Genomic DNA, 22,834 nt, shown 5'->3' with positions numbered 1-22,834 from the left:
ATGGCCCAGAGCCGAGCCGGGCGTTTGGCGCCCGTGGTCGAAATGGCCGAAAAAGCCGAGAAGGCTGCGGTCCAGCGTCTCGGGCATTTTCAGGGCCAGGTACGCCTGGCCGAAAGCAAGCTCGCTGACCTTGAAGCCTTTCGCCTCGACTACCAGGAACAATGGATCGTGCGCGGCAGCGGCGGCGTGTCCGGTCAATGGCTGCTCGGTTATCAGGGCTTTCTCGCGCAACTCGGGACGGCCATCGACCAGCAGCGCCAGAGTCTCGCTTGGCACCAGAACAATCTGAATAAGGCACGGGACGCTTGGCAGCAGGCGTTTGCCCGGGTCGAGGGTTTGCGCAAACTGGTCCAGCGCTACATGGACGAGGCGCGCAAGCTCGAAGATCGGCGCGAGCAGAAGTTACTCGATGAACTGTCGCAGCGGTTGCCGCGACAGGATCCGTATTGAGCCAGATCGAGCGCGTTATCGTTGTTCGCGGGCAAGCCTCGCTCCTGCAGCGAAGGCGATCTGGCTGGCGCGACAATATTTCCTGCCTTGCCGCCTTTCACGGCAGGTGCTAAACCTTGTACACACATTGTTCAATGACAAGGAAGCCGTTAAATGTCAGTCGTTACAGAACTAACTCCGGATGGGCAGAAACTGACGATTGTGATCTCGGGACGATTCGATTTTGCCAAGCATCAGGAATTTCGCGAATCCTACGAAAATCTCCAGCCGAAACCTGAGTCCTTCGAAGTCAATCTCAAGGACGCCACCTATCTCGACAGCTCGGCGCTCGGCATGTTGCTGCTGTTGCGCGATCACGCCGGTGGCGAGGACGCGAACATCAAGTTGTCGTACGCCAACGCCGATGTCCGGAAAATTCTCGCCATCTCCAATTTCGAACAAATCTTCGACGTCGCGTGAGCGCTGTGCAGTCCTCCTTCGAACCGCTGACGATCCTCATCGCTGAAGACAGCGCCGCCGATCGCATGCTGCTGTCGAGCATCGTCCGGCGCCAGGGCCATCAAGTGCTGACGGCCGCCAATGGCGCCGAAGCGGTGCAAGCCTTCCGTCAGCAGCGCCCGCAACTGGTGTTGATGGACGCGATGATGCCGGTGATGGACGGTTTCGAGGCGGCGCAGCAAATCAAGGCGCTCGCCGGGGAAACCCTGGTGCCGATCATCTTCCTGACGTCGCTCACCGAAAGCGAAGCCCTGGCCCGATGCCTGGAGGCCGGCGGCGACGATTTTCTGGCGAAGCCGTACAACCAGGTGATCCTCGCCGCCAAGATCAAGGCGATGGATCGCTTGCGCCGCTTGCAGGCAACGGTACTCGAGCAGCGCGACCAGATCGCCAAACACCACGAATACCTGCTCAACGAGCAACGGGTGGCGAAAGCGGTGTTCGACAAAGTCGCGCATTCCGGTTGCCTCAACGCGCCGAATATTCGTTACCTGCAATCTCCTTACGCGCTGTTCAACGGCGATTTGCTGCTGGCCGCGTTTACCCCGGCCGGCGACATGCACGTGCTGCTCGGCGATTTCACCGGGCACGGTTTGCCGGCAGCGGTCGGCGCCATGCCGCTGGCGGAAGTGTTTTATGGCATGACCGCCAAGGGGTATGGCTTGTCGGAAACCCTTCGGGAAATGAATGCCAAGCTCAAACGCATCCTGCCGGTGGACATGTTTTGTTGCGCCACGTTGTTGTGCCTGAGTTTTCAGAGCCGCTCGGTGGAAGTCTGGAATGGCGGCATGCCCGACGGTTATCTGCACCGCATCGCCACCGGCGAGCGCACGCCGCTGCCGGCGCGGCACTTGCCGTTGGGCGTGTTGAGCCCGCAGACCTTCAATGATCGTACCGAAGTGTTTCCGATGGCACAGGGTGACCGGGTGTTCCTGTTGTCCGACGGGGTGATCGACACCTGCGATGCCAACGACCAGCTATTTGGCGTCGAGCGTTTGCAGCAAGTGTTTGCCGCCAATCGCCAGCCTGACCGGTTGTTCGAGGACATCGAGCAGGCCCTGCGCGACTTTCGTGGCGAGGCGCGGGACGATGTGAGCATGGTCGAGATCAGCCTGCTCGACGCGCAACAGGTGAGCCCGCCAGCGCCGGTATACTCCGACAGCGGCCAGTCGTGCCCGCTGGACTGGTCGGTGAGTTTCGAATTCCGCGCCGCCTCCCTCAAGCGCTTCAATCCATTGCCGTACCTGCTGCAGTTGTTACAGGAAGTGCACGGCCTGCGGGCGCAGAGTGGCGCGTTGTATAGCGTGCTCGCCGAGCTGTATTCCAACGCGCTCGAGCATGGCGTGCTGGGCCTCGATTCCAGTCTCAAGCGCGATGCCTCGGGTTTCGCCCGCTATTATCAGGAGCGCAATACCCGCCTCGATCAGTTGCAGGACGGTTACGTGCGCCTGCATTTGCAGGTCACGCCGACCGAGCAGGGCGGTCGCCTGAACATACGCGTCGACGACAGCGGCAAGGGATTTGATATCGCGCGGGTGATGCAGCGGCCGGTGGATGGCGTCCGTCTGTCGGGCCGTGGCGTCAGTCTGATCCGGCAATTGAGCCACAAGGCGAGCTGGTCCGACGATGGTCGTAGTGCGCACGTGGAGTTTTACTGGGAGGCTCTGGCATAATTCCGCGAATTCTTGATCAAGGAGTGAACAAGTGGCTGATACACATCTGGATCGCGACGTGCTCAGCGCGTTGCAAGAGGTGATGGAAGGTGAGTATCCGACGTTGCTCGATACCTTCATCGCCGATTCCGAAGAGCGCTTGCGCGTGCTGCGCAAGGCCGACGATGCGGTGCAATTGATGAACGCCGCGCACAGCTTCAAGGGCAGCAGCAGCAACATGGGCGCCACGCGCCTCGCCGAGCTGTGCAATGAGCTTGAGCAACGTGCCAAAGATCAAAAGCTGGCCGGAATCGAAAAACTGGTCGGCGAAATCGACGGCGAATTCGCCATCGTCCGTCCACTCTACGAAGCCGAGCGCCAGCGTTCACTGGCTGAGTAATCCCACCGTTCAGCGATTTTTTCTCCGCTGCGGGCATTCTGGCTCGCACCTTGCAATCACCTTTCACAACTGTACCTACGATCCCAGTGCAGCGGAGACCGCGTCATGCCCGTTACCCCCAATTTGCTTCTTCAGGCCGCTACCAAGGCCAAATCTCAAGCTGCCACCGCCAATAACCCGGTAGCGGCCGCTGAGCCTGGGGATAAGGCAGCCAGCTTCGCCAACGTCTTCGCCAAACAGGCGCAAAAAAAGCCTGCCATGCTGGCCGAAGCGCCGGTCAAACCGGCGCGTGACAAGGTCGCGGACGCGCCTGCCAAGAAAGACTTGAGCAATGACAAATCTGCCGCTGCGGACCAGAAGGTTGCCGATAGCGGCAAATCCTTGCCCGCCGATAAACCGGCGGCAGCCGATGACAAGGGTGCCAGCGAGCAAGACGCAGACGCCGCCGAAACGCCGGTAGCTGTGGATGCGCCGCCGGTTGATCCGACGCTCGACCCGGCGCTGGCGCAAGCCACTCAAGCCGTGGCGCCCGCACCTGCGCCGGAAACGCCGCCGACAGTCGCCACCGAGCAACCGCAAGCGCCTGCCGCCGCCGCCGCTGCTGCTGCGGCCGCTGCTGCACTGCCGGTTGCAGTCGCTGCTACTGGCGACACTGATTTCGATCCGGAAGCCGATCCGCTGGATGCCTTGCCGGCCCTGCGCATGGCCATGGAGCAAAGCGGTCACGTTTCGGCCTCCAGCCAGAATCAATCGAAAGCCACCGCGGCGCAGCTCTCCGCCGATGGCGAGCCGACAGCCGCGCAGAACTTCACTGCCGGCATGGCGAACATGCTCGACGTGCAAAGCGACAAGGCCGGCACCGGTCAGGGCGGCGACAAGGCGTTCAGCGGCTTGCTCAATGAAGGCCTGAAAGACTTGTCGTCGAGCAGCAGCGACACCCGCGTCGATGATTTCGCCAGTCGTCTGGCGGCGTTGACCCAGGCCGCTACGCCGAAGACCGCGAACGTCGCCGTGCCGGTCAATCAGCCGATCGCCATGCATCAAAGCGGCTGGACTGAGGAAGTGGTCAATCGCGTCATGTACCTGTCCAGCGTCAACCTGAAGGCTGCTGACATTCAGTTGCAACCGGCTGAGTTGGGGCGCCTGGATATTCGCGTGAACATGGTCCCGGACCAGCAAACCCAAATCACTTTCATGAGCGCGCACCCGAGCGTTCGCGAAGCGCTGGACGGGCAAATGCATCGCTTGCGTGACATGTTTGCGCAGCAGGGCATGGGCCAGGTCGATGTCAACGTCTCCGACCAGTCGCGCGGCTGGCAGGGTCAGGGCCAGGAGCAACAGGCCCAGCAAGGGCAGGGCGGCCGCACCAGCGCCAGTGGCGGACGCGTTGATTCGATGGACGAAGAGATTGCGCCGACGGTTGCCGAAGTGGCGGCCAGCAGCACCAGCGTTATCGGCTCCAGCGCCGTCGATTACTACGCCTGATCAAACGCCAAACCTGTGGGAGCGAGCTGGCTCGCGATTACGGTTCTACATTCAACATTCGTGTCGACTGTGGAATCGCAATCGCGAGCCAGCTCGCTCCCACATTGGTTTTGCGCTGGCTGGCGATCCCTGCTTAAGCGATCTGCAACACTTCTGGCATAACACTTGCTCTTGCCTTGCCGTGCGACTGTGAAAACCTGAATAGTGACGGATTATTGGCATGGCGAAGAGTGAAGCGGCAGCAGTGGTTAAAGACCCTGCAACCAAAGGCAAACTGAAGCTGATCATATTGATCGTGGTGGCGGTGCTGCTGGCCATCGGCTTGTCCGTGGGGGCCACGTGGTACTTCATGCACAACGCTCAAAGCAAGCCCGCCGAGACGGCTGAAACCGCCGCGACCGGCAAACAACCGGCGATTTTCGAAGCGATGGCGCCAGCCTTCGTCGCCAACTACAACCAGAACGGCCGCCAGCGCTACATGCAGGTGAGCATCACCATGCTCGGGCGCAATCAGGCTGACCTTGAGGCACTGAAAGTGCACATGCCGGTCATCCGCAATAACCTCGTCATGCTGTTCTCCGGCCAGGATTTCGCTACTCTGGCGACGCCGGTTGGCCAGGAAATGTTGCGGCAGAAGGCCACTGCCAGCGTCCAGGAAGTGGCGCAGAAAGAACTCGGCAAAGTGGTGATCGAACAGCTGCTTTTCACTAATTTCGTACTGCAGTAGGAACACGACATGGCCGTGCAGGACCTGCTGTCCCAGGATGAGATCGATGCGCTGTTGCATGGCGTCGACGATGGTCTGGTGCAGACCGATACCGCTTCCGAACCCGGCAGCGTCAAAAGTTACGACCTGACCAGCCAGGACCGGATCGTCCGCGGACGCATGCCGACCCTGGAGATGATCAACGAGCGTTTCGCCCGTTACACACGCATCAGCATGTTCAACATGCTGCGCCGCTCGGCCGACGTTGCTGTGGGCGGCGTGCAGGTGATGAAGTTCGGCGAATACGTGCACTCGCTGTACGTGCCGACCAGCCTCAACCTGGTCAAGATCAAACCGTTGCGCGGCACTGCGCTGTTCATCCTCGACGCCAAACTGGTGTTCAAACTGGTGGACAACTTTTTCGGCGGCGATGGCCGTCACGCGAAGATCGAAGGGCGTGAGTTCACCCCGACCGAACTGCGTGTGGTGCGCATGGTGCTGGAGCAGGCGTTCATCGATTTGAAAGAAGCCTGGCAGGCGATCATGGAAGTCAATTTCGAGTACATCAACTCGGAAGTGAACCCGGCCATGGCCAACATCGTCGGCCCGAGCGAAGCGATTGTGGTGTCGACGTTCCACATCGAACTCGATGGCGGTGGCGGCGACCTGCACGTGACCATGCCGTACTCGATGATCGAGCCAGTGCGTGAAATGCTCGACGCCGGTTTCCAGTCCGACCTCGACGATCAGGACGAGCGCTGGGTCAATGCCCTACGCCAGGACGTGCTCGACGTCGATGTGCCGATCGGCGCGACCGTGGCCCGCCGTCAGTTGCGTCTGCGCGACATCCTGCACATGCAGCCGGGCGACATCATCCCGGTCGAGATGCCGGAAGAAATGATCATGCGCGCCAACGGCGTGCCTGCGTTCAAGGTCAAGATGGGCTCGCACAAAGGCAACCTCGCGTTGCAAGTGATCGAGCCGATCGAGCGCCGCTGACCGGCGCTCAATTCCCCCTATTTAACACTGGCCGCTTCCTGTTAAAGAGCGGCCCGCCGAGGACACACGATGAACGACGATATGAACGCCCAGGACGACCAGGCACTGGCTGATGAATGGGCCGCCGCGCTGGAAGAAACCGGCGATGCCAGCCAGGCCGATATCGATGCGCTGCTGGCGGCCGACACCGGCGGCTCGGCGTCCAACCGTCTGCCGATGGAAGAGTTCGGCAGCGTGCCGAGGAACAATGATCAGGTCACCCTGGACGGTCCGAACCTGGACGTGATCCTCGACATTCCGGTGTCGATTTCGATGGAAGTCGGCAGCACCGACATCAACATCCGCAACCTGCTGCAACTCAACCAGGGATCGGTGATCGAGCTTGATCGTCTGGCCGGTGAGCCGCTCGACGTGCTGGTCAACGGCACGCTGATCGCGCATGGCGAAGTAGTGGTGGTCAACGAAAAGTTCGGCATTCGCCTGACCGACGTGATCAGCCCAAGCGAACGTATCAAGAAGCTGCGCTGAGTGAACAAGGTACTGGGTTCTCTGACGGCATTGCTGCTGGCATTGCCAGCCAGTGTGCTCGCGGCCGAGCCGGTTGCGGCGACGGCAGCGACGGCAGCGGCCGCGGCCGCAGCGCCAGCGGTCAACAGCGGCGTGGCCGGGCAATTGACGCAATTGGTCTTCGGCCTGCTGCTGGTGCTGGGGTTGATTTTCTTCCTCGCCTGGCTGTTGCGGCGGGTGCAGCAGGCCGGCCCGGCGGGCAAGGGCCAAGTGATCGAGATCGTCGGTTCGCGCGCACTCGGTCCGCGTGACCGATTGATGCTGGTACAGGTCGGCAACGAACAGATTCTGCTGGGCCTGAGCCCGGGCACCATCACTGCGTTGCATGTGCTCAAGGATCCGGTGCACGTCCCGAGCGCCACGGAAAAAACCACCCCGGAGTTCGCCCAGCGCCTGATGGAACTGTTGGGCAAGGATCAGAAGGATAAGAAGTAATGGGTGCGTTACGCATCGTCTTGACGCTGGCATTGATGCTGGCGGCGCCGCTGGCGTTGGCCGCCGATCCGTTGTCGATCCCGGCAATTACCCTCGGCACCAACGCGCAAGGCGCGCAGGAATACTCGGTCAGTCTGCAGATTCTGCTGATCATGACGGCGCTGAGTTTTATTCCGGCGTTCGTCATGCTGATGACCAGTTTCACCCGGATCATCATCGTCTTCTCGATCCTGCGTCAGGCCCTCGGCCTGCAACAGACGCCGTCGAACCAGATCCTCACCGGCATGGCGCTGTTCCTCACCATGTTCATCATGGCGCCGGTGTTCGACCGGGTGAACAACGATGCCCTGCAGCCGTACCTGGCGGAAACCATGACCGCGCAGGACGCCGTGCTCAAGGCGCAAGTGCCGATCAAGGACTTCATGCTCGCCCAGACGCGCACCAGCGATCTGGAGTTGTTCATGCGTCTGTCCAAACGCACCGACATCGCTACCCCGGATCAGGCGCCGTTGACCATTCTGGTGCCGGCGTTTGTCACCTCCGAGCTTAAAACCGCGTTCCAGATCGGCTTCATGATCTTCATTCCGTTCCTGATCATCGACCTGGTGGTGGCCAGTGTGCTGATGGCGATGGGGATGATGATGCTGTCGCCGCTGATCATTTCGCTGCCGTTCAAGATCATGCTGTTTGTGCTGGTGGATGGCTGGGCGCTGATCATCGGCACGTTGGCCAGCAGTTTTGGAGGTGTTTCGCCATGACCCCGGAAGTCGCCGTAGACATATTTCGCGAAGCGCTGTGGCTGACCACGATGATGGTGGCGGTGCTGGTGATCCCGAGTCTGCTGGTCGGCTTGCTGGTGGCGATGTTCCAGGCCGCAACGCAGATCAACGAACAAACCCTGAGCTTCTTGCCGCGCTTGCTGGTGATGCTGGTGACGTTGATCGTCGCTGGCCCGTGGCTCACGCAAACCTTCATGGAATATATCCTGCAGTTGTACGGCAATATTCCTACGGTCATCGGCTAAGCCATGTCCCTGCTGCAGCTGACCGATACCCAGATCAGCACGTGGGTGGCAACGTTCATGTTGCCGCTGTTTCGCGTCGGCGCGGTGCTGATGTTCATGCCGATTATCGGCACGACCCTGGTGCCGCGTCGCGTGCGCGCCTACTTTGCGCTGGCGATAACCGTGGTCATCACGCCGGCACTGCCGCCGATGCCGCCGGTCAACCCGCTGGACCTGAGCGGGCTGCTGCTGATTGGCGAGCAGATCATCATCGGCGCCGTGCTGGCGTTCTCCTTGCAGCTGTTCTTCCAGGCTTTCGTGATCGCCGGGCAAATCGTAGCGATCCAGATGGGCATGGGCTTCGCCTCGATGATCGACCCCACCAACGGCGTCTCGGTGGCGGTGATCGGGCAGTTTTTCACCATGCTGGTGACGCTGCTGTTCCTGTCGATGAATGGCCACCTTGTGGTGTTCGAAGTGCTCACCGAAAGCTTTACCACGTTGCCGGTCGGCAGCGGGTTCATGGTCAATCATTTCTGGGAATTGGCCGGCAAGCTTGGCTGGGTCCTTGGCGCGGCACTGGTGCTGGTGTTGCCGGCGGTCACGGCGTTGCTGGTGGTCAACATTGCGTTTGGGGTGATGACCCGGGCGGCGCCGCAGTTGAACATTTTCTCCATCGGTTTCCCGCTGACGCTGGTGCTCGGCATGTTCATTCTCTGGGTCAGCCTCGGCGACATTCTCAATCAGTACCAACCCATGGCCTCCGAAGCCCTGCAGTTTTTACGCTCACTGGCACAGGCGACCTGAGCCATGGCTGAGAGCGAAAGTGGTCAGGACAAAACAGAAGACCCCACGGAGAAAAAGAAAAAGGACGCCCGCGACAAGGGCGAGACCGTGCGTTCCAAAGAGCTCAATACGCTGGCGATCATGTTGGTCGGCGCCAGCGCGCTGTTGATTTTCGGCGGTGCCCTGGCGGAAAAATTGATGGGGCTGATGAGCCTGAATTTTTCGCTGCCGCGCGATGTGGTCCTTGATCCGAACTACATGGGCCGCTACCTGATGCAATCCGGGCTGGTGGCCTTGCTGGCGATTCAGCCGATCATGATTTCCCTGGTGCTGGCGGCGCTGATCGGGCCGATTTCTCTCGGTGGCTGGTTGTTCGCGGCGAGCGGTCTGGCACCGAAATTCAGCCGGATGAACCCGTTGAGCGGCCTCAAGCGGATGTTCTCGACCAAGGCCTTGGTGGAGCTGCTCAAGGCCTTCGCCAAATTCATCATCGTGCTGTTTGTGGCGTTGGCGGTGTTGTCGTCGGACATCGACGATTTGCAGCGCATCGCCCACGAGCCGCTGGAGATGGCGATCATTCACAGCTTGCAAGTGGTCGGCTGGAGCACGTTGTGGATGGCCTGCGGCTTGATCATCATCGCCGCCGTCGATGTGCCGGTGCAGTTGTGGGAAGGTCACAAGAAGCTGCTGATGACCAAGCAGGAAGTGCGCGACGAGCACAAGGATCAGGAAGGCAAACCCGAGGTCAAGCAGCGCATCCGTCAGTTGCAGCGCGAGATGTCGCAGCGGCGGATGATGGCGGCGATCCCCGAGGCCGACGTGGTGATTACCAACCCGACGCACTACGCCGTGGCCCTCAAGTACGACCCGGAGAAGGGCGGGGCGCCGATGCTGCTAGCCAAGGGCAGCGACTTCCTGGCGTTGAAAATCCGTGAAATCGCCGTCGCCAATGAAGTGTTGCTGCTCGAATCGCCGGCGCTGGCGCGGTCAATCTATTACTCCACCGAACTCGATCAGGAAATCCCCGGCGGTCTGTACCTGGCGGTCGCGCAAGTGTTGGCCTACGTCTATCAGATCCGCCAACACCGCGCCGGCAAGGGTAAACGCCCGGATCCGCTCAAGGATGACTTGCCGATCCCGCCGGATCTGCGCCGCGATTCCTGATCATCCATAACCTGCGCAAGCGCTCAATCACAAAACCGGCGTGCGAACCCTGTCCCCTGTAAGAGCGAGCTTGCTCGCGATGGCGTCGTATCAGTCAGTTGGGTGTCGGCTGACCCACCGCTATCGCGAGCAAGCTCAGCTCCTACAGAGTTTTGTGCTGGGGCCGGGATTTGTGGTGTGGCCCTAATCCCTGTGGGAGCTGAGCTTGCTCGCGATGGCGTGGTGTCAGTGATTGAAGGATCGGCTGACCCACCGCTTTCGCGAGCAAGCTCAGCTCCTACAGAGTTTTGTGCTGGGCCGGGATTTGTGGTTTGGCCCCAATTCTTGTGGGAGCGAGCTTGCTCGCGATGGCGTGGTGTCAGTGATTAAAGGATGGGCTGACCCACCGCTTTCGCGAGCAAGCTTGAACTGGCCTAATGATTTTGGACACTTCAATCGGGCGCTATGATGGCGCCCAAATCTGAGGTGTTTTTGGATATGCGTAATTCTTATTCAACTGAGTTCAAACTCAAGGCTGCTGGCATGGTGCTGGATGAGGGGATATCGGTTCCCGAGGTTTGCGCCAGTTTAGATATTGGCCCTACCGCCTTGCGTCGCTGGGTCGATCAGGTGCGTAAAGAACGCCAGGGTTCGACCCCGGTGGGAGCCAAAGCGATCACGGCTGACCAGCGAGAAATCCAGGAACTCAAAGCCTTGCTCAGGCAAAAAGACCGGGATATCGAAATCCTAAAAAAGGCCAGTGCTCTCCTGCTTTTGGACGCCAAAGATCATTCTCACTGATCAATGAGCTGGGTGAGCGATACGGCGTTAACGACTGCTGCCGGGTGTTTGAAGTCAGCCGCAGCAGTTTTTATGCCTGGCGTCAGCGCCAAGGCAAGGTGAACCCTGAGCGGGAGAAACTCAAAGCCATGCTGGTCGAGCATCACAAGGAATCCAGAGCTTCCGCGGGGGCGCGCACCCTTTCCAGGGAGCTGCAAGCCAAGGGGCATCGCGTCGGGAGGCACATGGCTCGCAGCTTGATGCGAGAAGCCGGCGTGGTCAGTCGTCAGCGCCGACGTCACAAATACAAGTCATCTGGCGTTGAAGCCTTGGTGGCGCCGCACGTGCTTAAGCGCGAGTTTGATGTCACGGCGATCAACCAAGTGTGGTGCGCGGACGTGACGTACATCAAGGTCGGCACGCGGTGGATGTATTTTGCAGCGGTTCTGGATCTGTTCGCCCGCCGGCTCGTGGGGTGGGCGTTTTCGATGATCTCGGATGCGGAGCTGACCTGCGAGGCCCTACGGATGGCGGTTGAGCTGCGAGGCAAACCCAAAGACGTGCTGTTTCACTCCGATCAAGGCTGCCAGTACACCAGCCATAAGTTCAGGAATGAGTTGCTGGCGAATGGACTGCGGCAAAGCATGAGTCGTAAAGGCGAATGCTGGGATAACGCCCCGATGGAGCGTTTCTTTGGAAGTCTGAAATCAGAGTGGGTGCCTGAAGCCGGTTACCGCTCGGAGTATGAAGCCCGGGCTGATTTGCAGCGCTACGTGGTGCGCTACAACAACTTCAGGCTCCATAGCTACAACGATTACCGTTCACCGGTCGCCATGGAGAAAATGGCGGCGTGAAAAAACCGTAATTGGTGTCCAGGATTACTTGACCAGATCAGCTCAGCTCCTACAGGGTTTTGTGCTGGCGCCAATCCTTGTAGGAGTGAGCCTGCTCGCGATGGCGCCGGTCCGGACCACGCAAATCCTTCAATGAGCACCTCTATTCCCACCCTCTGCGAAAGTTGGAAGGCTTCTTGCAGTAGCCGTCCTGCGCCTGCTTCGGGCGTCAAAAGTTTGCTTTAAAGGAACGGGGAAAACCGGTGGATCGCTCTCAGTTACTCAACAGTGCTCGCACAAACGTCGCCGACTTGAGTCGGGGAAATCTGGGTGTGCCGCTGTTGCTGCTGGTCATGTTGGCGATGATGATGTTGCCGATCCCGCCGTTCCTGCTGGACGTTTTTTTCACGTTCAACATTGCCTTGTCGATCGTCGTTCTGCTGGTCTGCGTCTACGCCTTGCGGCCGCTGGATTTCGCCGTGTTCCCGACCATTTTGCTGGTGGCGACATTGATGCGCCTGGCGCTCAACGTCGCATCGACGCGGGTGGTCATGCTCCACGGCCAGGACGGCCACGCCGCCGCCGGCAAGGTGATCCAGGCCTTCGGTGAAGTAGTGATCGGCGGTAACTACGTGGTCGGTATCGTCGTGTTCGCGATTTTGATGATCATCAACTTCGTCGTCGTGACCAAAGGTGCCGGGCGTATTTCCGAGGTGAGCGCGCGCTTCACCCTCGACGCCATGCCCGGCAAACAGATGGCCATCGACGCCGACCTCAACGCCGGCCTGATCGATCAAAACCAGGCCAAATTGCGCCGCATGGAAGTCGCCCAGGAAGCCGAGTTCTACGGTTCCATGGACGGTGCGAGCAAATTCGTTCGCGGTGACGCCATCGCCGGCCTGCTGATTCTGTTTATCAACCTGATCGGCGGCATGGCGGTCGGTATCTTCCAGCACGGCATGACCTTCGGCGACGCCGGCCGGGTTTACGCGCTGTTGACCATCGGTGACGGTTTGGTGGCGCAATTGCCATCACTGCTGTTGTCCACCGCCGCGGCCATCATGGTGACCCGAGCGTCCGGCTCGGAAGACATGGGCAAACAGATCAATCGGCAGATGTTCGCCTCGCCCAAAGCCTTGGCGGTTGCAGCCGGTTTGATGGCGGTCATGGGCCTGGTGCCGGGCATGCCGCACTTCTCCTTCCTGAGCATGGCCGCGTTGGCGGCTGGCGGTGCTTACCTGTTCTGGAAGAAGCAAAGCGTGGTCAAGGTTCAGGCCTTGCAAGAGGTCAAGCGTCAGCAGGAATTGCTGCCATCGCCGGCCCGCGCCCAGGAAACCAAGGAACTCGGCTGGGACGACGTGACTCCTATCGACATGATCGGCCTGGAAGTGGGCTACCGGCTGATCCCGTTGGTCGATCGCAATCAGGGTGGTCAGTTGCTGGCGCGGATCAAAGGCGTGCGCAAAAAGCTCTCGCAGGATCTGGGCTTCCTGATGCCGACTGTGCATATCCGTGACAACCTCGACCTTGCGCCGAGTGCTTATCGCCTGACCCTGATGGGTGTGATCCTCGCCGAAGCGGAGATTTACCCGGATCGTGAACTGGCGATCAACCCAGGGCAGGTCTACGGCTCGCTCAACGGCATTACCGCCAAAGATCCGGCTTTTGGTCTTGAAGCGGTCTGGATCGAAATCAGCCAGCGTGCGCAGGCCCAGTCACTCGGTTACACCGTGGTCGATGCCAGTACGGTAGTGGCAACCCACTTGAACCAGATTTTGTACAAGCACTCCAGTGAGCTGATTGGCCACGAAGAAGTGCAGCAACTCATGCAATTGCTGGCCAAAAGCTCGCCAAAACTGGCGGAAGAGCTGGTGCCGGGCGTGGTGTCGCTGTCGCAGCTGCTCAAGGTTTTGCAAGCGCTGCTGGCCGAACAAGTGCCGGTTCGCGACATTCGCAGCATTGCCGAGGCCATCGCCAACAATGCCGCCAAGAGTCAAGATACTGCCGCGCTGGTGGCTGCAGTGCGCGTTGGCGTAAGCCGCGCAATCGTCCAAAGCATTGTAGGGACTGAGTCTGAGCTGCCAGTTATCACCCTGGAGCCAAGGTTGGAACAGATATTGCTCAATAGTCTGCAGAAGGCAGGACAAGGCTCGGAAGAGGGCGTTCTGCTGGAGCCAAGCATGGCGGAAAAGCTGCAGCGCTCGTTGATCGAAGCGGCGCAGCGTCAAGAGATGCAAGGTCAACCGGTGATTCTGCTGGTGGCCGGTCCGGTTCGCGCGATGCTCTCGCGATTCGGCAGGCTGGCAGTTCCGGGTTTGCACGTGTTGGCGTATCAGGAAATTCCTGACAACAAGCAAGTGACCATCGTTGCGACAGTAGGGCCCAACGGCTGAGGTAGCAGTTTATGCAAGTTAAGCGTTTTTTCGCCGCCGATATGCGTCAGGCCATGAAGCTGGTTCGTGATGAGCTGGGCGCTGATGCCGCAATCATCGGCAACCGCCGGATCGCCGGCGGTGTCGAGCTGACGGCTGCGCTGGATTACAAATTGTCGGCGCTGGCCCCGCGCGTTCCGAACATGGAACTCGAGGACGAGCTGCGCAAGACGCAGTCGCGCATCGCTACCGCCCAGGCCGAATTGACCCTGCGCAGCGAAGGCGAGACCGAAGGTGACAAGACCACCAATCGCCAGTTGTTCGCCGGCCTGCCACTGACCGCCGCCGAGCCGCTGATCGAACCGACTTACAGCGAACCACGTCGTGCTGCGCCGGCCCCTGCGCCAGCCGCCGGCGGGGTCGACCCGCGCGCTTTCGACTCGATGCGTTTCGAGCTCAACAGCCTGCGCGAACTGATGGAAGTGCAACTTGGCTCGCTGGCCTGGAATCAGCTGCAAGGCAGCCGTCCGGCCCAGGCCAACCTGTGGCGTCGTCTGCAACGCATCGGCTTGTCCGGCCCGTTGTCGCGCGACCTGCTGGCGCTGATCACCGAAATTCAAGAGCCTCGTCAGGCCTGGCGCATGTTGCTGGCGCACCTGGCGCGGATGATTGCGACCCCGGAAGTCGAGCCACTGGAAGAGGGCGGCGTGATTGCCATGGTCGGCCCTGCCGGTATGGGCAAGACCACCACGCTGGCCAAACTCGCCGCGCGCTATGTGCTCAAGTACGGCGCGCAAAGCATCGCGCTGGTGAGCATGGACAGCTACCGCATCGGGGCGCAGGAACAACTGAAAACGCTGGGCCGAATCCTCAATGTCTCGGTGACCCACGTCGATCCGGGTCAGTCGCTGGTGCAGGCATTGGATCCGTTGCTGCGCAAACGGGTGATTTTGATTGATACTGCCGGCCTTCAGGCCAGCGACCCGGCCCTGCGTATGCAGCTCGAAAGCCTGGCCGGTCGCGGCATCAAGTCAAAGAATTATCTGGTTCTGGCTACCACCAGCCAGAAACAGGTGCTGACCGCCGCTTATCACAGTTACAAGCGGTGCGGGCTGGCCGGCTGCATCCTGACTAAACTGGATGAAACGGCAAGTCTGGGCGAGGTGTTGAGCCTGGCCATCAGTCATGAATTGCCGGTGGCTTACCTCACCGATGGCCCGCGTATTCCAGATGATCTGCATCTGCCGCGACGTCACCAGTTGGTCAGTCGCGCGGTCAGCGTGCAAATGCAGGAAGAACCCAGCGAAGAAGCCATGGCTGACATGTTCGCTGATATTTACCACAGTCCGACCAAGCAGGTGGGCTGAGGTGCTAATGAACAGTTTTTGTACCTACATCGATGGTCTGCCATGCATTGTTCAGATTGTGAACGCGCAGCCAGTAATGTGGCCTCCGTCTATGCAAGACAAGGTAAAGAAATAACATGGGCAGCATGCATCCCGTACAGGTGATCGCGGTGACCGGCGGCAAAGGTGGCGTCGGCAAGACTAACGTGTCAGTGAACTTGTCCCTGGCTCTGGCAGAGCTTGGCCGACGGGTCATGCTGCTGGACGCCGATCTGGGTCTGGCGAACGTTGACGTTCTGCTGGGACTGACGCCCAAACGTACTCTGGCCGACGTAATTGAAGGCCGCTGCGAGCTGCGCGACGTTCTGTTGCAAGGCCCCGGCGGCATTCGCATCGTCCCGGCCGCGTCCGGCACGCAAAGCATGGTTCATCTGACCCCTGCGCAGCACGCCGGCCTGATCCAGGCGTTCAGCGATATCGGCGATAACCTCGACGTATTGGTGATCGACACGGCTGCGGGTATTGGTGACTCGGTAGTCAGTTTTGTTCGCGCCGCCCAGGAAGTGTTGCTGGTGGTGTGCGACGAGCCGACTTCGATTACCGACGCCTACGCGCTGATCAAGTTGCTCAACCGCGATTACGGCATGAACCGCTTCCGTGTCCTGGCCAACATGGCCCAGAGCCCGCAGGAAGGTCGCAACCTGTTCGCCAAGTTGACCAAGGTCACGGACCGCTTCCTCGACGTCGCCCTACAATACGTCGGCGCCGTGCCTTACGACGAAAGCGTGCGCAAGGCTGTGCAGAAACAACGTGCTGTCTACGAAGCCTTCCCGCGCTCCAAGTGCGCACTGGCGTTCAAGGCGATTGCACAGAAGGTCGACACTTGGCCGTTGCCCGCCAACCCGCGCGGACACCTGGAGTTTTTCGTCGAACGTCTCGTGCAACAAACCGCAGGACCCGTCCTATGACAGCCAGTGGCTACAACCTCTACCAGAAGTCGGCACGTGATGCGCAATACGAGCTGATCGAGCGTTACGCGCCACTGGTCAAACGCATTGCTTACCACTTGCTGGCGCGTTTGCCGGCCAGTGTCCAGGTGGAAGACCTGATCCAGGCCGGGATGATCGGCCTGCTTGAAGTGTCGACCAAATATGACGCCAGCAAAGGCGCGAGCTTCGAAACGTACGCGGGCATTCGAATCCGTGGCGCGATGCTCGATGAAGTACGCAAAGGGGACTGGGCGCCACGTTCGGTCCACCGCAATACCCGCATGGTCAGCGACGCAATTCGCTCGATTGAAGCTAAAACCGGTCGTGACGCTAAAGATCACGAGGTTGCGGCCGAACTCCAATTGAGTCTCGACGATTATTACGGGATTTTGAACGATACCTTGGGCAGCCGCCTGTTCAGTTTCGACGACCTGTTGCAGGACGGCGAACACGAAGGGCTGCACGAGGATGGCGCCAGTGCTCATCTGGAGCCGTCGCGCGATCTGGAAGATGAACGCTTCCAGGCCGCTTTGGCGGACGCGATTGCCAATTTGCCGGAGCGTGAGCGGCTGGTGTTGGCGCTGTACTACGACGAAGAGCTGAACCTCAAGGAAATCGGTGAAGTCCTTGGCGTCAGTGAATCGCGGGTCAGCCAGTTACACAGCCAGTGCGCGGCCCGTTTGCGGGGGCGTTTGGGGGAGTGGCGAGCGCGCTGAAGGCAGTGTGGGGACACTGCGAACGAGGCTGGTGCGGTGATGAACCGCAGCGGTCTCGATCTGTTGTGCTCCAGACAGTCATCGAATGCTTTGCCTGATTGAATGAAATGGCGTGTCCAGGTGCTGGGCGCGTTTAAGACTGCTTGGAGGTCGAATTGGACAAGAACATGAAAATCCTCATCGTTGATGACTTCTCAACGATGCGGCGGATCATTAAAAACCTGTTGCGTGACCTCGGGTTCACCAACACGGTCGAGGCTGACGATGGCACCACTGCCATCCCGGTTCTCAACAGCGGCAGCATCGACTTTCTGGTAACGGACTGGAACATGCCGGGCATGACCGGCATCGATCTGCTGCGCCACGTGCGCGCCGATGAAAAACTCAAGCACTTGCCAGTGCTGATGGTGACCGCTGAAGCCAAGCGCGAGCAGATCATCGAAGCGGCCCAGGCCGGTGTAAACGGCTATGTGGTCAAACCCTTCACGGCCCAGGCGTTGAAAGACAAGATCGAAAAGATTTTCGAACGCATCGGTTGAGCAACTGCGCCACGGGGGAGCTATGGAGCATAAAGAATCTTCACAGGGCGATTTTGAGTCGACCCTGAAAAAACACGCCGTCGAACTGGTCGAAAGCCTTGAAAAGGGCAGGTTTGGCGACGCTGTGCAACTGATCCATGAGCTCAACCAGACCCGTGACCGCGGCCTGTATCAGGAAGTGGGCAAGCTCACTCGCGAGCTGCATAGCGCGATCGTCAATTTTCAGATTGACCCGAATATGCCGCAAGCCGAGGAAGTCTCGCAGATCACCGACGCCACCGAGCGTCTGGGGTATGTGGTCAAGCTCACCGAGGCCGCTGCCAACCGCACCATGGACCTGGTGGAAAACGCCACGCCGCTGGTCAATGGCCTGAGCACTGAAGCCCAGGCATTGAGCGCCGACTGGGGCCGGTTCATGCGTCGCGAAGTCGGGGCTGAAGAGTTCCGTGAGCTGGCGCGTCGTGTCGACGGTTTCCTGACACGCAGCAGCGAAGACAACCGCGTGGTGTCGAGCAATCTCAACGACATCCTGCTGGCTCAGGATTACCAGGACCTCACCGGTCAGGTGATCAAGCGCGTGACCCAGTTGGTCACCGAAGTCGAAAGCAATCTGCTCAAGCTCGTACTCATGGCCAGCCAGGTAGACCGCTTTGCGGGTATCGAACATGACCGTGACGCGATGCTGGCTGAAAAAGATCCGCAAAAACATCTCTCTCAGGGTGAAGGTCCGCAGATTCATGCCGATAAGAGAGAAGACGTTGTGTCCGGTCAGGACGATGTGGACGATTTGTTATCCAGCCTGGGATTTTAGAGTTTTAGAATTTTAGGTTTTTTAGGTTTTTAGACCTGTAGGAGCACCCCCTTAATGAGCTTCGGCGCCGATGAAGAGATCCTTCAGGATTTCCTGGTTGAGGCCGGCGAGATTCTAGAGCTACTGTCCGAGCAACTGGTCGAGCTGGAAAGCCGACCGGATGATGCGGACTTGCTCAATGCAATTTTTCGCGGTTTTCACACTGTAAAAGGGGGCGCCGGCTTCCTCCAGCTCAATGAACTGGTGGAGTGCTGTCACATCGCCGAGAACGTGTTCGACATCCTGCGCAAGGGTGAACGCCGCGTCGACTCGGAACTGATGGACGTGGTTCTCGAAGCGCTGGATGCGGTGAACGGCATGTTCACCGAAGTCCGCGAACGCAGCCCGATCACCGCTGCCACTCCAGAATTGCTCGCGGCACTGGCCCGTCTGGCCGAGCCGCAATCCGCCGACGAAGCCGCCCCGGTGGCCGACGTGGTGGAAGAACCGACCGCTGAAAGCGCCTCCGGCGACGACAGCGGCGACATTACCGACAATGAATTTGAACAACTGCTGGATTCGCTGAACGCCGTCAAGGCTCAGGCTGAAGCCCCGGCACCCGTCGCTGCGCCAGCGCCGAGCAGCAGCACCGCCGCCGCCAGCGACGAAATCACCGATGACGAGTTCGAGTCGTTGCTCGATCAGTTGCACGGCAAAGGTCAGTTCGCGGTGGATGCCGTCGCTGCGCCTGCGTCCGCGCCAAGTCCCGCAGCACCGGCCGCGCCAAAAGCGGCGGGCGACAGCTCGGACATCACCGACGACGAATTCGAAGCGTTGCTCGATCAACTGCACGGCAAGGGCAACTTTGCCGTTGACGCACTGGAGTCGGCCATTGCCGCGACACCAGTGCCGGCAGCACCTACCGCGAAAGCGGCCGGCGGTGATCTGATTTCCGATCACGAGTTCGAATCGCTGCTCGACGAATTGCACGGCAAAGGCAAGTTCACCGAAGTCGGCACTGGCGCAGTGGTTTCTGCTCCTGTGGCCAAGGCCCCGGCGCCTGCGGCAGCACCCAAGCCTGTGGCGAAAGCGCCTGAGCCGAAAGCTGAACCGGCCAAGCCTGCGGCAGCTCCAGCGCCTGCCCGCGCTGCGTCGCCGCCACCGGCGGAAAAACCGGCCAGTGAAGCCGAGACCACCGTGCGGGTTGATACCGCGCGTCTCGACGAAATCATGAACATGGTGGGCGAACTGGTATTGGTGCGTAACCGCTTGGTCCGTCTGGGCCTCAATAGCGGCGACGAAGCCATGTCCAAGGCTGTGTCGAACCTCGACGTGGTCACCGCTGACCTGCAAACCGCGGTCATGAAGACCCGGATGCAACCGATCAAGAAAGTCTTCGGGCGCTTCCCGCGCCTGGTTCGTGACCTGGCTCGCCAGCTCAAGAAAGAGATCAACCTGGAACTGGTCGGCGAAGAAACCGACCTCGACAAGAACCTTGTCGAGGCCTTGGCCGACCCGCTGGTCCACTTGGTGCGCAACGCGGTCGACCACGGCATCGAGTCGCCGGAAGAACGCGAAGCCTCGGGCAAATCCCGTGGCGGCAAAGTGATTCTGGCGGCTGAACAGGAAGGCGATCACATCCTGCTGTCGATTTCCGATGACGGCAAAGGCATGGACCCGAACGTCCTGCGTTCGATCGCGGTAAAACGCGGCGTGATGGACAAGGACGCGGCCGATCGCTTGAGCGATACCGAGTGCTACAACCTGATTTTCGCCCCGGGTTTCTCGACCAAAACCGAGATCTCCGACGTGTCGGGTCGTGGCGTGGGCATGGACGTGGTGAAAACCAAGATTTCCCAGCTCAACGGTTCGATCAACATTTATTCGACCAAGGGCCAGGGCTCGAAGATCGTCATCAAGGTGCCGCTGACCCTGGCGATCATGCCGACGCTGATGGTCATGCTCGGCAACCAGGCGTTTGCGTTCCCGCTGGTCAACGTCAACGAAATCTTCCACCTCGACCTCTCGCGCACCAACGTCGTCGACGGTCAGGAAGTGGTGATCGTGCGGGACAAGGCGCTGCCCTTGTTCTATCTCAAACGCTGGCTGGTCAGCTCCGCCGCTCATGAAGAGCAGCGCGAGGGCCATGTGGTGATCCTTTCGGTGGGCACGCAGCGGATCGGATTTGTCGTCGATCAACTGGTGGGCCAGGAAGAAGTGGTGATCAAGCCATTGGGCAAAATGCTCCAGGGAACCCCCGGCATGTCCGGCGCCACCATCACCGGTGACGGGCGCATTGCGCTGATTCTGGATGTACCGAGCATGCTCAAGCGTTACGCCGCACGGCGTATTTGATTCTGGTGGAGCGGGGCGACTGTGCCTCGCTCCGTCTAACGGAGTGTTTATGGTAGTCAAAGTCCTGGTGGTCGACGATTCGGGTTTTTTCCGTCGCCGCGTTTCGGAAATTCTTTCAGCAGATCCGAACATCCAGGTTGTCGGTACGGCGACCAACGGAAAAGAGGCGATTGATCAGGCCCTGGCCCTCAAGCCAGACGTGATCACCATGGACTACGAGATGCCGATGATGGATGGCATCACGGCGGTGCGGCACATCATGCAGCGCTGCCCGACACCGGTCTTGATGTTCTCCTCACTGACGCACGAAGGCGCCCGGGTCACTCTGGATGCGCTGGACGCCGGTGCGGTGGACTTCCTGCCGAAGAATTTCGAAGACATCTCGCGCAACCCCGAGAAGGTCAAGCAACTGCTGTGCGAGAAGATCCTGAGCATCTCGCGCAGTAACCGTCGCGCCAACACCTACAGCGCCCCGGCGCCAGTGACGGCACACGCCCCAACGCCAACACCAACACCAACACCAACACCTGCTCCGGCACCCAGCCATTCAAGCCATGGCAGCACCAGCAGCTATGGCAGCAGCACGCCCGCGCGTCCGGCCCCGGCACCATTGCCGGCCCGTGCGCCAGCGCCGGCGAGCACGCATTCAAGTGCTTCGTCCGCCAGTGCCAAACGCAAAGCCTACAAACTGGTCGCCATCGGCACGTCCACCGGCGGCCCGGTGGCGCTGCAGCGGGTATTGACCCAGTTACCGGCGAACTTCCCGGCACCGATCGTGTTAATCCAGCACATGCCGGCGGCGTTCACCAAGGCGTTCGCCGAGCGTCTGGACAAGCTCTGCCGCATCAGCGTCAAGGAAGCCGAGGATGGCGACATCCTGCGTCCGGGCCTGGCCTTGCTGGCGCCGGGCGGCAAGCAAATGATGGTCGATGGCCGGGGCGCGGTGAAAATCCTCCCAGGCGATGAGCGTCTGAACTACAAGCCGTGCGTGGACATCACCTTCGGCTCGGCGGCCAAGTCCTACGGTGACAAAGTTCTGGCGGTGGTGCTCACCGGCATGGGCGCCGACGGTCGTGAAGGTGCGCGTCTGCTCAAGCAGGGCGGCAGCTCGATCTGGGCGCAGGATGAAGCCAGCTGCGTGATCTACGGCATGCCGATGGCCATCGTCAAAGCCGACCTCGCCGACGCGATCTACAGCCTCGACGACATTGGCAGACACCTGGTCGAGGCGTGTATCTGATGGATGTACTGAGCCTTATCGGGATCATCATGGCGTTTGTCGCGATCATCGGCGGCAACTACCTTGAAGGCGGTCACCTCGGCGCATTGGCTAACGGCCCGGCGGCGTTGATCGTGATTGGCGGCACCGTCGGCGCGGCGCTGCTGCAATCGCCGATGAGCGCATTCAAGCGCTCGATGCAGATCCTCGCGTGGATCCTGTTTCCGCCGCGCGTGGACTTGGCCGGCGGCATCGATCGCGTGGTCAACTGGAGCCTCACGGCACGCAAGGAAGGCCTGCTTGGCCTGGAAGGAGTGGCTGACGCCGAACCGGACAATTACTCGCGCAAAGGCCTGCAATTGCTGGTCGATGGCGCCGAGCCGGAAGCGATTCGGAGCATCCTCGAAGTCGATTTCTACACCCAGGAAAGCCGCGACATCGAAGCCGCCAAAGTCTTCGAAAGCATGGGCGGTTATGCGCCGACCATCGGCATCATCGGTGCGGTGATGGGCCTGATTCACGTCATGGGCAACCTCGCCGATCCGTCGCAACTGGGCAGCGGGATTGCCGTGGCGTTCGTCGCGACCATCTACGGCGTGGCCAGCGCCAACCTGGTGTTGCTGCCGGTCGCGGCCAAACTCAAGTCCATCGCGTTGCGCCAGTCGCGTTATCGCGAAATGTTGCTGGAAGGAATTCTGTCGATCGCCGAAGGTGAAAACCCTCGCTCTATTGAGTTGAAGCTTCAGGGCTTCATGGATTGATGGGAGACAT

At 60.1% G+C, this 22,834-nt stretch carries 24 protein-coding genes; all 24 read left to right on the top strand.

From position 1 onward, the window contains the following. The 24 genes from fliJ (at position 1) to BLU01_RS04640 (ending at position 22,824) form a co-directional block, all read left to right on the top strand. A complete protein-coding gene (fliJ, locus tag BLU01_RS04750) occupies positions 1-450 on the top strand; it encodes a flagellar export protein FliJ (protein WP_092271453.1) in 450 nt (149 codons plus the stop codon). A gap of 153 nt (positions 451-603) precedes the next feature. After that, entirely contained in the window at positions 604-909 is a 306-nt protein-coding gene (locus tag BLU01_RS04745; RefSeq protein ID WP_092271451.1) for an STAS domain-containing protein, read from the top strand. Positions 910-914: 5 nt separating this feature from the next. Beyond that, entirely contained in the window at positions 915-2,621 is a 1,707-nt protein-coding gene (locus BLU01_RS04740; protein ID WP_092271449.1) for a fused response regulator/phosphatase, read from the top strand. 31 nt (positions 2,622-2,652) lie between these two features. Further along, complete coding sequence (locus BLU01_RS04735; RefSeq protein ID WP_092271447.1) at positions 2,653-3,000, top strand: Hpt domain-containing protein; 348 nt, start codon at positions 2,653-2,655, stop codon at positions 2,998-3,000. 105 nt (positions 3,001-3,105) lie between these two features. Beyond that, positions 3,106-4,485: a flagellar hook-length control protein FliK gene (locus tag BLU01_RS04730; protein WP_092271445.1), complete on the top strand. Its 1,380-nt coding sequence runs from the start codon at positions 3,106-3,108 to the stop codon at positions 4,483-4,485. A gap of 220 nt (positions 4,486-4,705) precedes the next feature. Then, positions 4,706-5,212 carry a flagellar basal body-associated protein FliL gene (gene fliL / locus BLU01_RS04725; RefSeq protein ID WP_092271443.1) on the top strand — a complete coding sequence of 169 codons (507 nt, stop codon included), beginning with the start codon at positions 4,706-4,708 and terminating at the stop codon, positions 5,210-5,212. A 9-nt stretch (positions 5,213-5,221) separates the two neighbouring features. Further along, positions 5,222-6,190, top strand: a complete 969-nt coding sequence (gene fliM / locus BLU01_RS04720; RefSeq protein WP_092271441.1) for a flagellar motor switch protein FliM — start codon at positions 5,222-5,224, stop codon at positions 6,188-6,190. A 69-nt stretch (positions 6,191-6,259) separates the two neighbouring features. Continuing rightward, positions 6,260-6,718: a flagellar motor switch protein FliN gene (gene fliN, locus BLU01_RS04715; protein ID WP_092271439.1), complete on the top strand. Its 459-nt coding sequence runs from the start codon at positions 6,260-6,262 to the stop codon at positions 6,716-6,718. Next, positions 6,719-7,192, top strand: coding sequence for a flagellar biosynthetic protein FliO (gene fliO / locus BLU01_RS04710; RefSeq protein ID WP_092271437.1), 474 nt, complete (start codon positions 6,719-6,721; stop codon positions 7,190-7,192). After that, on the top strand, positions 7,192-7,950 hold the full coding sequence (fliP, locus tag BLU01_RS04705) for a flagellar type III secretion system pore protein FliP (RefSeq protein WP_092271435.1): 759 nt from the start codon (positions 7,192-7,194) through the stop codon (positions 7,948-7,950). The genes fliO and fliP overlap by 1 nt, the downstream gene beginning before the upstream one ends. Beyond that, positions 7,947-8,216 carry a flagellar biosynthesis protein FliQ gene (fliQ, locus tag BLU01_RS04700; protein WP_092271433.1) on the top strand — a complete coding sequence of 90 codons (270 nt, stop codon included), beginning with the start codon at positions 7,947-7,949 and terminating at the stop codon, positions 8,214-8,216. Before fliP ends, fliQ begins: the two co-directional genes overlap by 4 nt. Before the next feature lie 3 nt (positions 8,217-8,219). Beyond that, positions 8,220-9,002: a flagellar biosynthetic protein FliR gene (gene fliR, locus BLU01_RS04695; RefSeq protein WP_092271431.1), complete on the top strand. Its 783-nt coding sequence runs from the start codon at positions 8,220-8,222 to the stop codon at positions 9,000-9,002. 3 nt (positions 9,003-9,005) lie between these two features. Beyond that, positions 9,006-10,145, top strand: a complete 1,140-nt coding sequence (flhB, locus tag BLU01_RS04690; RefSeq protein ID WP_092271429.1) for a flagellar biosynthesis protein FlhB — start codon at positions 9,006-9,008, stop codon at positions 10,143-10,145. 477 nt (positions 10,146-10,622) lie between these two features. Then, positions 10,623-10,925 carry a transposase gene (locus BLU01_RS27930; protein ID WP_231987094.1) on the top strand — a complete coding sequence of 101 codons (303 nt, stop codon included), beginning with the start codon at positions 10,623-10,625 and terminating at the stop codon, positions 10,923-10,925. After that, positions 10,922-11,758, top strand: a complete 837-nt coding sequence (locus tag BLU01_RS04685) for an IS3 family transposase (RefSeq protein ID WP_331716149.1) — start codon at positions 10,922-10,924, stop codon at positions 11,756-11,758. The genes BLU01_RS27930 and BLU01_RS04685 overlap by 4 nt, the downstream gene beginning before the upstream one ends. 242 nt (positions 11,759-12,000) lie before the next feature. Next, positions 12,001-14,130: a flagellar biosynthesis protein FlhA gene (flhA, locus tag BLU01_RS04680; protein WP_092271426.1), complete on the top strand. Its 2,130-nt coding sequence runs from the start codon at positions 12,001-12,003 to the stop codon at positions 14,128-14,130. An 11-nt stretch (positions 14,131-14,141) separates the two neighbouring features. Continuing rightward, positions 14,142-15,476, top strand: a complete 1,335-nt coding sequence (gene flhF, locus BLU01_RS04675; RefSeq protein WP_092271424.1) for a flagellar biosynthesis protein FlhF — start codon at positions 14,142-14,144, stop codon at positions 15,474-15,476. A 116-nt stretch (positions 15,477-15,592) separates the two neighbouring features. Next, a complete protein-coding gene (gene fleN / locus BLU01_RS04670) occupies positions 15,593-16,423 on the top strand; it encodes a flagellar synthesis regulator FleN (RefSeq protein ID WP_003184001.1) in 831 nt (276 codons plus the stop codon). After that, positions 16,420-17,160: an RNA polymerase sigma factor FliA gene (fliA, locus tag BLU01_RS04665; RefSeq protein ID WP_092271422.1), complete on the top strand. Its 741-nt coding sequence runs from the start codon at positions 16,420-16,422 to the stop codon at positions 17,158-17,160. Before fleN ends, fliA begins: the two co-directional genes overlap by 4 nt. Before the next feature lie 167 nt (positions 17,161-17,327). Then, positions 17,328-17,699 carry a chemotaxis response regulator CheY gene (locus BLU01_RS04660; protein ID WP_024012118.1) on the top strand — a complete coding sequence of 124 codons (372 nt, stop codon included), beginning with the start codon at positions 17,328-17,330 and terminating at the stop codon, positions 17,697-17,699. 22 nt (positions 17,700-17,721) lie between these two features. Then, positions 17,722-18,510, top strand: coding sequence for a protein phosphatase CheZ (locus BLU01_RS04655; protein WP_092271420.1), 789 nt, complete (start codon positions 17,722-17,724; stop codon positions 18,508-18,510). Between the two features lie 54 nt (positions 18,511-18,564). Beyond that, complete coding sequence (locus tag BLU01_RS04650; RefSeq protein WP_092271418.1) at positions 18,565-20,844, top strand: chemotaxis protein CheA; 2,280 nt, start codon at positions 18,565-18,567, stop codon at positions 20,842-20,844. 49 nt (positions 20,845-20,893) lie between these two features. After that, complete coding sequence (locus BLU01_RS04645; RefSeq protein ID WP_092271416.1) at positions 20,894-22,084, top strand: protein-glutamate methylesterase/protein-glutamine glutaminase; 1,191 nt, start codon at positions 20,894-20,896, stop codon at positions 22,082-22,084. Beyond that, on the top strand, positions 22,084-22,824 hold the full coding sequence (locus tag BLU01_RS04640; RefSeq protein ID WP_092271414.1) for a flagellar motor protein: 741 nt from the start codon (positions 22,084-22,086) through the stop codon (positions 22,822-22,824). The genes BLU01_RS04645 and BLU01_RS04640 overlap by 1 nt, the downstream gene beginning before the upstream one ends. Positions 22,825-22,834 lie beyond the last annotated feature (10 nt).

Origin of the sequence: Pseudomonas prosekii, from assembly GCF_900105155.1 — a bacterium.
Lineage (GTDB): Bacteria > Pseudomonadota > Gammaproteobacteria > Pseudomonadales > Pseudomonadaceae > Aquipseudomonas > Aquipseudomonas prosekii.
This window is presented reverse-complemented; position numbering and strand designations above follow the sequence as displayed.